Source organism: Pseudoalteromonas sp. KG3 (assembly GCF_030436385.1).
GTDB classification, from domain to species: Bacteria; Pseudomonadota; Gammaproteobacteria; order Enterobacterales; family Alteromonadaceae; genus Pseudoalteromonas; species Pseudoalteromonas prydzensis.
The window spans coordinates 3,259,530-3,273,456 of record NZ_CP098523.1; the positions used below are offsets into that span (position 1 = coordinate 3,259,530).

General features: G+C 40.1%; 10 protein-coding genes. 5 read left to right on the forward strand and 5 right to left on the reverse strand.

Translation table 11 applies throughout. From position 1 onward, the window contains the following. The first annotated feature begins 346 nt into the window (after positions 1-346). Positions 347-616, forward strand: a complete 270-nt coding sequence (locus tag NDQ71_RS15345) for a hypothetical protein (protein WP_301561810.1) — start codon at positions 347-349, stop codon at positions 614-616. Between the two features lie 148 nt (positions 617-764). Beyond that, positions 765-2,117 carry a PQQ-binding-like beta-propeller repeat protein gene (locus tag NDQ71_RS15350; RefSeq protein WP_301561811.1) on the forward strand — a complete coding sequence of 451 codons (1,353 nt, stop codon included), beginning with the start codon at positions 765-767 and terminating at the stop codon, positions 2,115-2,117. Positions 2,118-2,164: 47 nt separating this feature from the next. On the opposite strand, the gene NDQ71_RS15355 is transcribed toward NDQ71_RS15350, so the two are convergent. The 3 genes from NDQ71_RS15355 to NDQ71_RS15365 form a co-directional block, all read right to left on the reverse strand. Next, positions 2,165-5,389, reverse strand: coding sequence for a serine/threonine-protein kinase (locus NDQ71_RS15355; RefSeq protein ID WP_301561812.1), 3,225 nt, complete (start codon positions 5,387-5,389; stop codon positions 2,165-2,167). A gap of 8 nt (positions 5,390-5,397) precedes the next feature. Then, on the reverse strand, positions 5,398-5,967 hold the full coding sequence (locus NDQ71_RS15360) for a sigma-70 family RNA polymerase sigma factor (protein ID WP_301561813.1): 570 nt from the start codon (positions 5,965-5,967) through the stop codon (positions 5,398-5,400). A gap of 68 nt (positions 5,968-6,035) precedes the next feature. Beyond that, the gene (locus tag NDQ71_RS15365) at positions 6,036-6,944 is read right to left on the reverse strand and encodes an AraC family transcriptional regulator (RefSeq protein ID WP_301561814.1); all 909 of its coding nucleotides are present in this window, start codon (positions 6,942-6,944) and stop codon (positions 6,036-6,038) included. 14 nt (positions 6,945-6,958) lie between these two features. Here NDQ71_RS15365 and NDQ71_RS15370 point away from each other — a divergent pair, with 14 nt between their 5' ends. Further along, positions 6,959-7,927: an IS30 family transposase gene (locus tag NDQ71_RS15370; protein WP_086959932.1), complete on the forward strand. Its 969-nt coding sequence runs from the start codon at positions 6,959-6,961 to the stop codon at positions 7,925-7,927. On the opposite strand, the gene NDQ71_RS15375 is transcribed toward NDQ71_RS15370, so the two are convergent. Further along, positions 7,882-8,148, reverse strand: a complete 267-nt coding sequence (locus NDQ71_RS15375) for a hypothetical protein (RefSeq protein WP_301561815.1) — start codon at positions 8,146-8,148, stop codon at positions 7,882-7,884. The two genes, NDQ71_RS15370 and NDQ71_RS15375, sit on opposite strands and share 46 nt — an antisense overlap. After that, positions 8,145-9,065 (reverse strand): GGDEF domain-containing protein, encoded by a 921-nt coding sequence (locus tag NDQ71_RS15380; RefSeq protein ID WP_064665488.1) that lies wholly within the window; start codon positions 9,063-9,065, stop codon positions 8,145-8,147. The genes NDQ71_RS15375 and NDQ71_RS15380 overlap by 4 nt, the downstream gene beginning before the upstream one ends. A gap of 336 nt (positions 9,066-9,401) precedes the next feature. Here NDQ71_RS15380 and NDQ71_RS15385 point away from each other — a divergent pair, with 336 nt between their 5' ends. After that, positions 9,402-12,173 (forward strand): TonB-dependent receptor, encoded by a 2,772-nt coding sequence (locus NDQ71_RS15385; RefSeq protein ID WP_192541201.1) that lies wholly within the window; start codon positions 9,402-9,404, stop codon positions 12,171-12,173. Positions 12,174-12,507: 334 nt separating this feature from the next. Further along, positions 12,508-13,809, forward strand: a complete 1,302-nt coding sequence (locus tag NDQ71_RS15390; RefSeq protein WP_192541200.1) for a metallophosphoesterase — start codon at positions 12,508-12,510, stop codon at positions 13,807-13,809. Positions 13,810-13,927 lie beyond the last annotated feature (118 nt).

The window sequence follows — 13,927 nt, forward strand, 5'->3', positions numbered from 1 at the left end:
GGTTTACCCCGCGTCGATTTTATATTGCGTAAATGAATTTAGTAGCAGCGGGTTTACCCCGCGTAAATGCACCCCGCGTCATTTATCTTAAAGCGAGAGGTAAACTCTTTAAAAGAACGCGGGGTAAATCCGTAAAAGAACGCGACGTAAAGTCTTAAAAGGACGCGACATAAAGTCGCTGCTACGTTTCGGGGTAAACTCGACTCGACGTAAAGTCTTAAAAGAACGCGACGTAAAGTCTTAAAAGAACGCGACGTAAAGTCTTAAAAGAACGCGACGTAAAGTCGCTGCTACGTTTGGGTAAACTCGACGCGGGATAAACCCGCTGCTACGTATGGAGGTGGTTATGGTTCGTTTAATTTTTTGTGTTTGCATGTTTGGTGCTTTATCGGGGTGTGCGGTGAGTGACTCATCTGTAGAGGGCGATGAAAATCGCTATGTGTATCCTTATAAATGCACGTATAAAGGTGAAGTTGAATATCATTCAATTACAGCTCGTGAGCCTTTAAGTGAGGCGTTTTTAGCTAAAATGCAAAATGGGTTACACGAAGGCTTTGAGCTTGACCCCGGTAGTTGCGTGCCTGTAGATACAATCCCCGAGGCTGAGAATAAGTAATTCGTCTCAATGATTTAGTAACGCCATAAAGACAGATAAAAATATTTTAAATTTATGAGAAAAATTTAACTGCTATTCGTGTCTGTCATTGTTGTGATTTCTTCGTAAAATTTATTTAGCTATAAATAATAACTATCTAAGGAATTACATGAAGTTACAGTTTGAATCACCTAAAGTTAAAACATCAATTTTATTCACGTTCAGTCTTCTTCTATCTGCTTGTGGAGGTGGTAGCGATGACTCACAAACTACAAAATCTGATGCAGATAAACAGCCAGATAAAGTAGAAGCGTCGCGCTTAGTGTGGGAAAAATTATTACCAACAACAAGCTTTGCTTATTACTCGTCACCGGCACTTAGTGCTGATGAGCAAACAATTTATATAGGCACAGCTAAGAATGTACGCAATGACCCCGCAGGCAGTGATTTGATGGTAGCTTATAACCGCGATGGCAGTGAAAAGTGGCGTTACACTTTGCCTAATGGTGAAGAAGTGCGTTCAAGCCCGGTTGTACATAATGAAAATATTTATTTCACTGTTGATAAGCGAGTAGGTGAGTTTGAAAAAGCATATCGCGATTTAGTAGCTCTAAATAGTAGCGGCGAGCAAATGTGGCGTCAACGCGTATCTGATTATGGCTTTCAAACAGGTTCTGGTTTAACCAAGGTTGTGGCTTTTGAAGGCCAAGTTATATATACCGGTTTAGATATCCGCGCTTTTAATGCGCAAACGGGTGAGAGCTTGTTTGAGCGTTTATGTAACTGTGCAGAGCGACAAGACCGATTTGTAAATGGAGCGGTAAATTATAACGGTGAGCTTGTTTTTTATGATGAAGGCCGCGTACTTAAGCTTGATTTAAATAGTTATGAGTTAGTTGGCGAATTCAAAGATATAGACACCTTTGCAGGTGACTTGGTTTACTCTACTCCAGCTATTGATTCTAACAATAATATTTACTTTGGGTCTGAAGCCGGAGTTTTATACAGCTTTGATGATAATTTGGATCTTCGTTGGCAGTTTGAGTTACCAAACCCGCAGGTGTTCGAGGCGCCATACATTCGCTCATCGGTAGCGATAGATGAGTCGCGTAGTGCGATTTATTTTGGTACAAAAAATAATGATGATAGTGAGTTTTACGCACTCGATATCAATGATAAAAGTATAAAATGGCAAGTGGCAATTACCGGTGATGTTTATGTGTCTCCTACCATTGGCGATAATGGTAATGTGTACTTTTCTTCAGAAAGTAATTTACTTTATACATATAAACCAGATGGCACGCTCGCATGGCAATATGATTTAAAAGCAAATGTAACTTGGTCTTCTCCAGCTATCGATAGTCAGGGGGTTTTATACATAGGTACTTTATCTGAAAGTGATGTATCGGCCGCTAGTGCAACAGGTAAGCTTGTGGCTATTCAAACCGACAGCACAGGTTTAATGTCTAATACTTGGTCTAAAATTCACCGGGATAATCAAAATAGTGGCGTGGTTAAGTAAAGTTAAAGTAAAGCAGTCGCACTAGTGTGCGATTGCTTTAACTAAAATTACAACGGGTTTACCACTGAGAACCGTTTATCAGAAACACTCCAGTAACCCAGATCAGAGACGATTAAAATTTTATAATTGTTACCTCGGCCATTAAATAGTGCAGGGTCTAAGTTAAACTCTCCTGTATTTGGCAGTTCTTCAGCGAACTGGTACCAGCGCCTATTATTCACGATATTTAAATCCACTTGTTGCTTATCGCCAATTCCGCGAGAGTCATCATGCAGAACATACATAGCAACGGTTTGTCCGTAGAGTTTATTGGCGTTCCAGGTTATCGTTTTTTGCTGACCTACAGGGTAAATATCAAGGGCTTTAGGTGTGATAATAGTTGTAACCAATTTGTCTTTTAGTAAAAAGTGCTCTAAACCGTTATCAACAGTTTTACCTGAAGCAATACTAAAGAAACCATCAGATAGGCTCCAATAGCCTAAATCGCTGATGAGCATAAGTTTAAAGCGATTTGTGCCATTGGCCATAAAATGATAAGGGTCAATTTGGGCTGTTCCCGTGTTTTTTAAATTAGTTGCCGCTGGGTGCCAATCAATTTTCTTCAAATTATTAAAATCATCAAAGCTGTTAACTTTATAGTTGACGGTATGATTGACTAATACATTTATCGTATTGCCAATTAATCGTTTGCTATCCCATTCAATCGTAAATTCAGAGCCTATTTTTAGTTGGCTTGCATGTTTAGGGGCCGTGATCGAGCTAACTCGCTTTGTTTCACTTATCGCGTTGATATCTCTGGCAGGGCTAAATTGGTTCTTTGTGGAGTGTGATATATGGTTTTGCTTTTCGAGTTGTGCTAACCACTGTGTGTGTGGATTATTGTTTAGCTTATTAATAGTCGCTATTAATTCAAATGCCAAGGGAGAGTTTGATTTAGCATAGACAATGAGCTGCTGCATTTGCTGTGAAGTTAAAGTATTAAACATATTTGTTTTTATCACAAGCTCTAACCATTGAACTTGCTGTTGCTTGCTTAGTTGTGTTAGGTCAATATCAAATAATGCTGTTTTATTCAGTGTATTTTGTTCATATTGCGCCGTGTATTTTGCTAAGGTGATATCGTAATATTGGCTTGATTGTTGTGTACCATTGGCAAGCCATAGCTCTGCATTCTTTAAGGTTTGTGAGTACTTACGCAAACTTAAACCTAGCATGGTACTTTCATAACGCGCCTTCATGCATTTTTGATCACTTGTCGAACAATGTAGTAGCTGTTTATTTAAAAAGTTATTTGCTTGCAAATAATCACGTTCTTTTAAGTAATATTGATATTGCTCATATAGTACAGTACTAAGTTCATGTTCAAAGTTTGGGAGTAGCTGTTGATAGATAAACATGGCTTTATTCAGGGCTTGTTCTTGCGCAAGTTGTGCACCTGCTTGAGCATATAAATTTGCCGCAAAATGGTTTAATTTTGCGAGCTCACAATGTAGTGGGTGGTAGTTGTTCGCAGCATTTTGTAATGTTGAGTCTAGTAACTTAATTGCTTGGTCTATTTGATTATCTTCTATCAGTAGGCTGCTTTTCATTAACGATTGCCATGCTTTTTGCGAGGCAGACGTTGCTGTCGTATTTTCATTCTCGAGAATCAATTGACGGCTGAGCATAGGGTGATTATCACGATGAGTAAAAATATGTATTAATAATTCCAGTTTTAGTTCGGATGCATCGCTATTTTGAAAAGCTATTTTGATCTGCTTTATATCACCAGCTAAATAGCTATCTTTAGTAAGCCAACCAAGCAATTTAATGTTGCTGTTTTGAGGGTTTTGCTGCGATAGTTTTTGCCAAAGAATTCGTGCTTTTTGTTGTTGATTTAATTTAATTAAACTTTTAATTTTTAATATTTGCATGTCAATCGAACTATCGCACAACGCCAATATATCTAAAGCTGCTGTAAAATTTCCATGCAAGTATAAGCTTTGGGCAACGGTTAAGAGTACGCTTTGTTGGTTTTTTGGGCTTAATTGACTCTGCTTTACTTGTTCAACACCAGCAAGTAACAAGGCCGATACCGACAGTTTTGCACCTTGCGGCGCTAGCGGTGTGCTACTAATTAGTAAATCTTGATAAAAGTTGAGGAGTTCATACTGTTGCTTTGCGGCTTGCTTTTGTTCATCTTGATAAAGAAATAAACTAATACAGGCCACACTCAAAAAAGCGATCGTTGAGGTTATTAGAGCAGCAGTAAGAGGGGATCGTCTTATAAACTTACCTAATATATATGTTTTTGAGTGTTTAAACCAAAGTAATGGACGATGCGCCAGATAAGTGGCGATATTTTGTTTCAATGTATCTGCTGAGGCAAAGCGTTGCTGTGGTAGTTGCGCTAGTGATTTATTGATGATTTCTTGAAGCTCTGTACTAATAGGTTGTATAAGTAGTTTTTCTAAAATACGCCCGAGACTATAGATATCTGCTTGGGTTGTTAAGCTTTTACCAGCCAGTTGTTCTGGGCTTGCAAACTCGTGACTAAGCGCTTTTATATATGCGTTATGTAAAGGTATTTCATGATTCATGGAACTGGAACGTGCAACACCAAAATCAACAAGTTTAGGTTCACCATTGTTATCTACTAAGATATTTGAAGGCTTTAAATCTGCATGGATCACCCTATGTTGGTGAGCATACTCAACGGCATCACATACTTTTTGAAATACCTCTAACCTTACTTTTTGCGATAGGGTTTTTGAGTAGTTAATTAATGTATCACCGTCTATATATTGCATGATGATGTAGGTGCCAACACTGCATTTACCGACATCTAATACGCTAGCTATATTAGGATGTGATAATTTGGCAAGATATTGTGCTTCTTGTAAAACATGTTTTTGTCCATGTAATTGTACAATGGATGGATAAAATAACTTAATCGCTACCTTTTGATTTAACTGGCCATCATTTCTAGTCGCCAAGTAAACTGCACCCATTCCTCCATAACCAATTAATTGCTCTAACCTAAAGTGGCTTATTTCGCTGCCTTGCAGTTGTAAAAGCAGATGATCATCAGTAAGTAAATTTAATTGGCCATGTAATAAGTCATTAAACAATGAGCTCTGATCATTACTTTTATGTGCATTGATTAATTGCTTCACTTCAATGATGAGTTGTTCATCAGATAGTTGTAATTGCAGCAATCCTGAGGTTAAGTCGTTAGCATGGTGTGTAAGTAAGTGTTCAAAACACGAAAGCGCGTCTTTAAATTGATTCATGAATTATCTTAATTTGTTTGAATACGCACTTTTAAAAACGCTTTAGCAGCATCTAACTCGCGATAAATAGTCGCTAGGGATACTTCGAAGTGCGTTGCTAATACGGATGTATCTAACCCTAAAAAGTAATGTTGGGAGAATATTTGAGCTTTTTGCGGATGATTTTTTTCTAGATGATTTAAGGCGCTATCTAATGCTAAAAAATCCTCTTGGTGCTTTATCTGATCAACACTTTGTGCCGAATTATTCTCACAAGGAGTGCGTTTGAGAGTTTGAAACTTGCGAATTTCATCGCGTAAAATATTACGGATAAATACACTTAAATAAGTATTAAATTGTGTTTGCTGATTGATGCTTTGTTGTGGCGGAATTAATTCAATAAGTGACTGATGTAATAGCGACCCAGTATGTGGTAAGTGCTGCAATACATAGGTTGAATCGATTTCATTACGGTAACCTTCTAAATGTACGTGACAAACTTGTTTTAGGTGGTAGTAAAGCCGAGCTTTAAGTTCATCAGCGCTTTGCGGGCAACCATTTTGCCAGCCATTGATTAGATCTTCTAATGATGCCTGCACTGCTCTTCCTTATTTCGATATTTCAATTAATAAGGTACATTTGCGGGACTTTAATTACAAGTGTTAATTTAATGTTCGTTGGTCAATTCTCTCAGCTGTGAGGGAGTCGTCCCCGTCCAGCGTTTGAAGGCGCGGCGAAAGTTTGTTAAGTCGTTAAAGTTAAACTCGCCAGCGAGGGTTTCGTTACTTTGCGCTAAGGTGGTGATATTAAATACCGCGGTTTGGCGATTGATACAATCTTGCAAGGCGCTAAAACGAGTATGGTGTTGTTTTAGTTTGCGCTTAAAAGTGGCGGGGCTCATAACGAAATGCTGAGCAACGGTTTCGAGATTTTGTTGTGGGTGAGCACTGACATGATTGCGTACTAATTGCAGCCAAGATGCCGCAGGTAAAGGTTGTTGCTGGATGGCTGCCAATGATTGCTGCAATAAACTTGGGCAACTATCAATTAAATGTTTGTTGTACAGTTCATCACTAATACTGACCATAAATAATTGTTGTGAAAACTTGCAGTTGGCTTGCAGATTGGTTTGATATTGCTCTATGTGTGTGGGCTGCGCATAGGGAAATGAAAAACAGAGATCGCTGTTATTACCTATTCGCCATTTACATGTTGCAGCGATAAAACTGGCAAATAATTCGCAGCAAAATTGTTCTACGATTGCATTTATTGCCCCAAAACTGAGATTAATAATGAAGTAATGGCGGCCTTGGTGGTATTTATGTTCGGCATTAAATAAGTTAAAGCCATGCAAAGGAGTGCGGGTGAGTAGTTTTTGTAGTGTACGTAAACTTTCGGCTTGAGAAAATGCGCTGTATAACGGGTTGTGATTGAGTAGTTTACGCCCGAGTAAAAAACTGAGTTGGTGTTGATTATCAAATTGACGACAGTTTTCTTGTAATCCTAAATTCGGATAATAAGTGCAATTTCTCAGATTAGATGGCCAGCTGTTATAATTCGGCCATTTTCTCGCCAAAGGAAATTGCTTTAATGAAATATAAACAGCTGACACAAGAAGAAAGATACCAGATTTACGCGTTAATAAAAGCAGGAAATAACCAAAAGCAGATAGCTGAAGAACTAACTCGTTCACCGTCATCTATTTCTAGAGAGCTAAAACGCAATAAAGGACTTAAAGGCTATCGGCCTAACCAAGCCAATAACTTTGCTGAACAAAGACGTAAGTCATCTTTCAAAGCAAGTAAGTTAACAGAGGACGTCACTCACTGGATTAATAAATTGTTGCATGACGGACTTTCCCCTGAGCAAGTGGCAGGCCGCTTAGCTTTAGAGAAACAGGTCGTTTTACATCATGAAACAATTTATCAATATATTTACAGAGACAAGGCTCGTGGTGGCAAGCTACATAAGACACTCACTCGTGCATGTAAAAAGTATAAAAAACGCTATGGAAGCTATGATAAACGTGGACAGATAGTTAATCGAGTCAGCATTGATGAACGCCCAAGTATTGTGGATTCAAAGTCTAGGATTGGTGATTGGGAGGGCGATACAGTGATAGGTAAAGGGCGTAAAAATGCGCTTGTCACAATGGTTGAACGTAAAACGTTATATACAGTCGTTCACAGAATTGAAAGCAAGCATGCGAAAATAACAGCCGATGCGCTGATCACGTGTATGACACCATATAAAGGTAAGGTTATTACCGTGACGTTAGATAATGGAAAAGAGTTTGCTCACCATGAGCATGTTGCACAAAAATTAGAAGCTGATGTGTATTTCGCTCATCCCTATTCATCATGGGAGCGGGGCATAAATGAGAATACCAACGGCTTACTTAGACGCTTCTTCCCCAAGGGAACTGACTTTATGGCGCTAAGTGAAGCAGAGATACAGGCGGCAGTTGATAAGCTCAACCATCGGCCAAGAAAAACAAGAGGGTATAAAACCCCTCATGAATTATTTACGGGGCAATCAGAAGTTCTGGTGGCTGCATAATGATTGCACTTAATACTTGAATTCAAGAATCGATAAAATTGCTCAACACTGAGTGAAGCCGTTCCTGCGGCAAAATCTTGGTAAAATAATTTTGTGCCTTTGAGTAATTTATCAGGGTGTACCCCTCTGTGTTTGGCTAAATCAACTAATTGCGCCGCCCATGATTGTAAACCTTGGCAAGGAGAGTCGATGTAGCTGCTGTTGCTAAGTCTTGCACTCACGCAGTATGTCCGTGTAAGTGCTTATTAGTTAATAATCGTTGATGCAATTGACTGAGTAAACCTGAGGTTGAGTCACGGTGCGTTGCTGCCACTAAACTGGTGTGTACTTTTTGTTTGTAGGTTACGGCTTTGTCGCTGCTATTAAACGAAAACGCTTCTAACGCACTGACTAACGACACGCTTAGCTGCTCTGCGATAGCCAGTTCGGTGTTAGGTAACATGACAATAAAACAATCACTGGCATAACGGCAGACTAAATCTTGCTCGCGTATATTCAAGGTGATCACTTGAGCAAACTCTTGTAACAGTTTATCGCCTTCGGCATCACCAAATTGACGATTAAAGCGATCAAACTGGGCAATATCTAACATCAGTAATGAAAACCCATGCAGGCTATGATGGAGCAAATTTAGCTCGCGGCTGATCTGGCTTTTCATATAATCGGCGCTGGCTAGGCCGCTAATAGCATCACTGAGTTGATGCTCTCGATAAAAGCGTTCGCGATTACGTAATTGTTGATTAATGGTCATTTGCTCTTGGTGCCAATGATACAAAGCCATAGTCATTAAAATCATGCCAAATGGTGCGGGAATGGATTCTATGGTACTCAGCCATGCTTGTTCTTCACTATAGCTGACAAACTCATCAATAAAATCGAGCGTCATCGACAAATTCATAATCGCAAGGCCTGAGAATAATAAGTTGGTTACCCGTCCCTTTGGCCTACTTAGCAGAATAAAAAATATCCACACTAGGGTCATGGCAGTAATACCGCCTTCACCAGCTACATCAAACCAATCTATCTGACTATGGCCTTTGTAGTGACCGTAGCTCAGTGTCAGGGTTAATACGCTGGCCAGCATCACCACTAAAATAAGCAGTAATGAGCGATGTAATTTTAAAAACGATAAATTCATGTTGAGCTCAATAGGTCATATTTGATAGGCAGAATAAGCAAACAGCTTAAACACCACTAGGGTCAGATTAGCTCATAGTGATGACATATTTTTTACGGTGCTAAGTTTCCAAACTGATTATTGCTCATGTTCGAATCAAAAAAACCTAAAAATAGGGGGTCAAATTAGCTCATTTTGGCGTATTTAACGGCTGAAAAAAGCCTAACAACAGTGAATTAACAGTGTTGCGGTAAGCGCTGACATATTTCTTTCATGATTGCCCCTTAGGGTGTTGCTGCGAGCCAAGCATGGCCAAGTAAATAATTAAAATCACTAGTAGCAACCAAGAGAACAATTATGAACCCTTTTATTAAATCGAGTATTGCATTAGCGTGTTGTGGCATTTTATATGCGACTCCAGCCTTAGCCGATGGCCGTGTACAAGGCCGTATTACCGATGCCAGCCAAAGCGTGTATTTTGGCGGCGCGAAAGTATCAGTTAAAGAATTAAACTTAAATACCGTTAGTAACCGCGATGGCTCTTTTTCATTTAATAAGTTGCCAGCGGGTGATTACACTTTAGTGGTTGAATACATTGGGGCACCATCGGTAGAACAAAAAATTACGGTGGTGGATTCACAGGTTTTCACCCAACAAATTATTATTGGTGCGCAACAAGATGCCATCGATAACATTATTGTCTATGGCCAAAGTGCTGGTCAGGCAGGCGCAATTAACCGTCAAAAGAACGCAACTAATTTAAAATCAGTGGTTAGTGCAGACTCGATTGGCCAGTTCCCTGATCAAAATGCCGCTGAGGCATTACAACGTTTACCGGGTATTTTTATCGCCCGCGACCAAGGTGAAGGACGGTTTGTTGGTATTCGCGGTATTGATCCTAACTTAAACAACGTCACAGTAAACGGCTTAAATGTACCGTCGCCTGAGGCGGGTGTTCGCTCTGTAGCGATGGACGTATTACCAAGTGAACTAATTCAAAGTTTAGAAGTAAGTAAAACTGTTACCCCAGACATGGATGCCAGTGCCGTTGGTGGCTCAATCGAAGTTAAAAGCCTCAGTGCCTTTGACAGAGCGGGTGAGAGTTATAGCTTTACTGCACAAGGCTCGTATAACGAACTAGAATCTAAAACCAGCCCTAAGCTATCGGGCAGCTACACCAATATTTACCAGTTAGATAACGGCCTAGATTTAGGTGTAGCAACGGCGATTTCGTGGTTTAAACGTGATTTTGGCTCACGCAATATGGAAACCGATGGCGGTTGGAGCAGCTTTGATGTTGAGGATGCCGTAACGGGTGATGACGTTGAAATATTTGGCGCAGAAGAAATTGAGCAACGTCACTATAAAATTACCCGTGAGCGTTTAGGCGCAGCTCTTAATTTAGATTTACACAGTGGGGCAACGGATAAATATTATTTACGCACTCTGTACAGTGATTTTTCTGATGATGAATTTCGTCAACGCAATGAATATAAATTTAGCGACGGAAAATTAGTTGATAGCGATGGCGACAGCGCTAATTTTAGCGGTGCAGAAATGGACCGCGATACCAAAGATCGTTATGAAGAACAAAGCATTTTATCTATGGTACTTGGCGGCGAAAATCAATTAGATAATTGGTTTGTTGAATACAATGTAGGGTATTCAAAATCAGAAGAAAAAGAGCCAAACCGTTTAGACGTTACCTTTGCTGGTGAAGATATTGATATGGGCTACATAGCTCGTGTTGACACGCCGGTACTGAGCCAATCGGCTAATGCCCATGATTTAAGCCTATTTGCGATGGACAAAATTGAAGCGGCCAACAACCTCAGCGAAGATGAAGAGCTTAGCTTTAAACTTGATTTTAGCCGTGACTTTGTGTGGCAGAATAACAACGGTGAATTTAAATTTGGTTTTAAACATCAAAATCGCGAAAAGCGTAATGACGTTAACGTATCGATTTATGATGGTGATTTTTTAGATGCAATGGGCAGTGACTTTGCAGCCCCTGAGCCTGACTTTGATTTAGGCAGCTTTGGACCAGGCCTTAACCGTGGAGCAATTCAGACTTTTTATAATGCCAATAAAGCCGAGTTTGCCTTTAATAGCAACGAGTCACAAATTGAATCTGATGGCCAAAGTTATGTGAGTAATGAAGATATTACCGCCGCTTATGCAATGATCAGCATGGATATCGATAAGTTACATGTGGTTGCCGGTGTACGCTATGAAGGCACACAATTTGATACCAGTGGTAACCAAGTTGAATTAGTGGTTGATGAAATTAACGATACTGAAACGGTTACCACCACCCCTTGGCAAGTAAGTAAAGATTACGACTACTTTTTACCAAGCCTAAATTTACGCTATAGCATTAGCGATAAATTGGTAACACGTTTTGCCTATACCAACACCATAGCGCGACCAACGTTCAGTGATTCGGCGGCGTATCAATTAATTGAAACTGAAACGCTAGAAGAAGATGGCGTGCAGGTAACAGAGCGTAAAGCTGAGGTTGGTAACCCTGACTTAGACCCTTACGAGTCAATGAACCTAGATGCGTCAATCGAATATTACCCAGGCAGCATTGGCGTGTTATCGGCGGGGATTTTCTATAAAGACATCGACAACTTTATTATTCAACAAGAAGTGCAAGATAATGGTGATTGGGATGGTTTTGACGAAGTGGTGCAAATGGTTAATGGCGGTAAAGCCTCATTAACCGGTATTGAACTCAACTGGAACAAAACCTTTAAATCAGGATTTGTGCTTGGCGCAAACGGTACCTTTATTAATGCTGATGACAAGTTACCAAACCAAGCTGATACCGTGGCGAATATCATTGTAGGCTATGAGAATAATGCCATTAGTACACGTTTAAGTGCATCATATAAAAGTGAAAGTTACCAGTTTGATGATGCGGATATGGCCGTTTATGAAGACAGCCACATGCAGTTAGACTTTAGCAGCAAATACTATTTCAACGACACCATGAATGTGTACTTTAATGCTACTAATCTAACTGATGAGCCTATGTACTTGTATCATGGCGATAAGCTTTACAACTATCAGTATGAATCTTACGGACGTACCTTTGAACTAGGCTTTACGTTCTCTTCTTTATAAAGAGTATACCCAAACCACCTCAAGATGCGAGTTTCAGTTGGAATTAAAAGCGATTTAGGCAAGGCATTGATTGCAAGTAATAGTGGTTCTATTGTTAAAATCAATAACGCAGTATAAATCGCTTTTAAACCAACCCGTTGGGCGGTTCACAGGCACTTACTCTCATCGTTGTTACTTCTTAAAAGGGATTGCCATTCTTGCAAAGTAACGCCTTGATATTAAGCCCCTGTGAAACGCTGAATTCTGCATCTTAAGGTGGTTTGGGTATATACCCAAACCACCTTAAGATGCCGATGAGCCTGTCACTTTACGCAGGCTCATAATTGAGAATGTTATGATTAAAAAAACAACTTTATACCTTGCACTTAGTGCTTGCCTTACCACGATTGGCTGTACCTCTAAAACACCTGATACAACGCAAGCAACTACCACGAGTAATATTGAATTTTTAGCGTTTGGTGATGGCGGCTATCACGTTGATTATCCAAAAACTAAACACATAACCAACCCTAAAAATAAACAGCAATTTATTGCTGCAGAGCTTGCTGATTGGTTAGAGGATTATCGTCCTCGTGCAGAATTTGATCATGCGCCAATATATGTTTACCCAGATACCAATATTGCGACCGAGCAAGGTGGTGCGCAGGCAGTCGGTATCGCAATGGCAAAGCTATGTGAAACCAAGCAGTGCCAATTTGCTATTCAGTTGGGTGATAATGTTTATCCTGATGGCGCCGATGCTGATGATGGGAAAGATGATCAAAAGCGCTTATATGATCTTGTTTATGCGCCACTTAAACCATTATTTCAGGTTGATCCGAAGTTAGTGGTGTATTCCGCGTTAGGCAATCACGACTGGAAAAGCTCGCGTAAAGGCGTCGCACTGCAAACCCAGTGGATGGCGCAGCAGGCGAACTTTTTTATGGGCGAAAATGGCTACTACAGTTACAAAATGGGTGAACCGGGCAATGATGTAGAATTTTTTGTGCTTGATACCAATATGCTACTTGCGGGACAAACTTTTTATGATCTGCCGCTAAACCCCGATGGCAGTGAAATGGATGAGCAGCAAGCAATAAAAGAGGGCCGTGCTGAACTAGAAATACACGATCCCCATGAAGGGCCACAAAATGGTGAAGACTTAGCCCAGCTTGCGTGGCTTAAACAAGGCATAGCAAACTCAACGGCGAAATGGAAACTGGTTTATGGCCATCATATTTTATGGTCAATTGGTGGCACTAAATATAGCGAAGGGCATGTACTGCGCAGGTTGCTAATGCCAACGCTGTGTAAATACGCTGATGGTTATATTGCAGGTCACGAGCATGACTTAGAGCTACTAACTGATGATTGCTCAAAATTTGATACTGGTAATAGCGTTGGTAAATTACCGCTGATCATCTCAGGGGCTGCATCAAAAATGCGTGGTAAGCACACCCCGTTTGCACAGTTTCAACAGCGCCAATACCCTGAGTATGAGTTGCTTTGGTCAAAAAGCTTTGTGTGGGGGTTTAGTCATATCAGTCTTGATAACCAAACTAATCAGCTGGATGTGAGCTTTTATACCACACCGCGAGATTTAAGTGGCAAGGTTATCGATGAAGGGCGTTTTAGCTTTTCTAAACGTACTCGCTAGCTCGCTATTGTGCACAAAAAAAACAGTGCTTCGCGCTGATTTGTTATTTTAATGTATAAAAATGTGCGTTTTATTTGCACATTTATACACTTATTTACGAATTCGTAAAGAACTGTAA

Coding starts and splice junctions, on each gene's coding strand:
- NDQ71_RS15345 (WP_301561810.1), top strand. CDS start 347: ATGGTTCGTTTAATTTTTTGTGTTTGCATGTTTGGTGCTTTATCGGGG.
- NDQ71_RS15385 (WP_192541201.1), top strand. CDS start 9,402: ATGAACCCTTTTATTAAATCGAGTATTGCATTAGCGTGTTGTGGCATT.
- NDQ71_RS15380 (WP_064665488.1), bottom strand. CDS start 9,065: ATGAATTTATCGTTTTTAAAATTACATCGCTCATTACTGCTTATTTTA.
- NDQ71_RS15350 (WP_301561811.1), top strand. CDS start 765: ATGAAGTTACAGTTTGAATCACCTAAAGTTAAAACATCAATTTTATTC.
- NDQ71_RS15355 (WP_301561812.1), bottom strand. CDS start 5,389: ATGAATCAATTTAAAGACGCGCTTTCGTGTTTTGAACACTTACTTACA.
- NDQ71_RS15370 (WP_086959932.1), top strand. CDS start 6,959: ATGAAATATAAACAGCTGACACAAGAAGAAAGATACCAGATTTACGCG.
- NDQ71_RS15390 (WP_192541200.1), top strand. CDS start 12,508: ATGATTAAAAAAACAACTTTATACCTTGCACTTAGTGCTTGCCTTACC.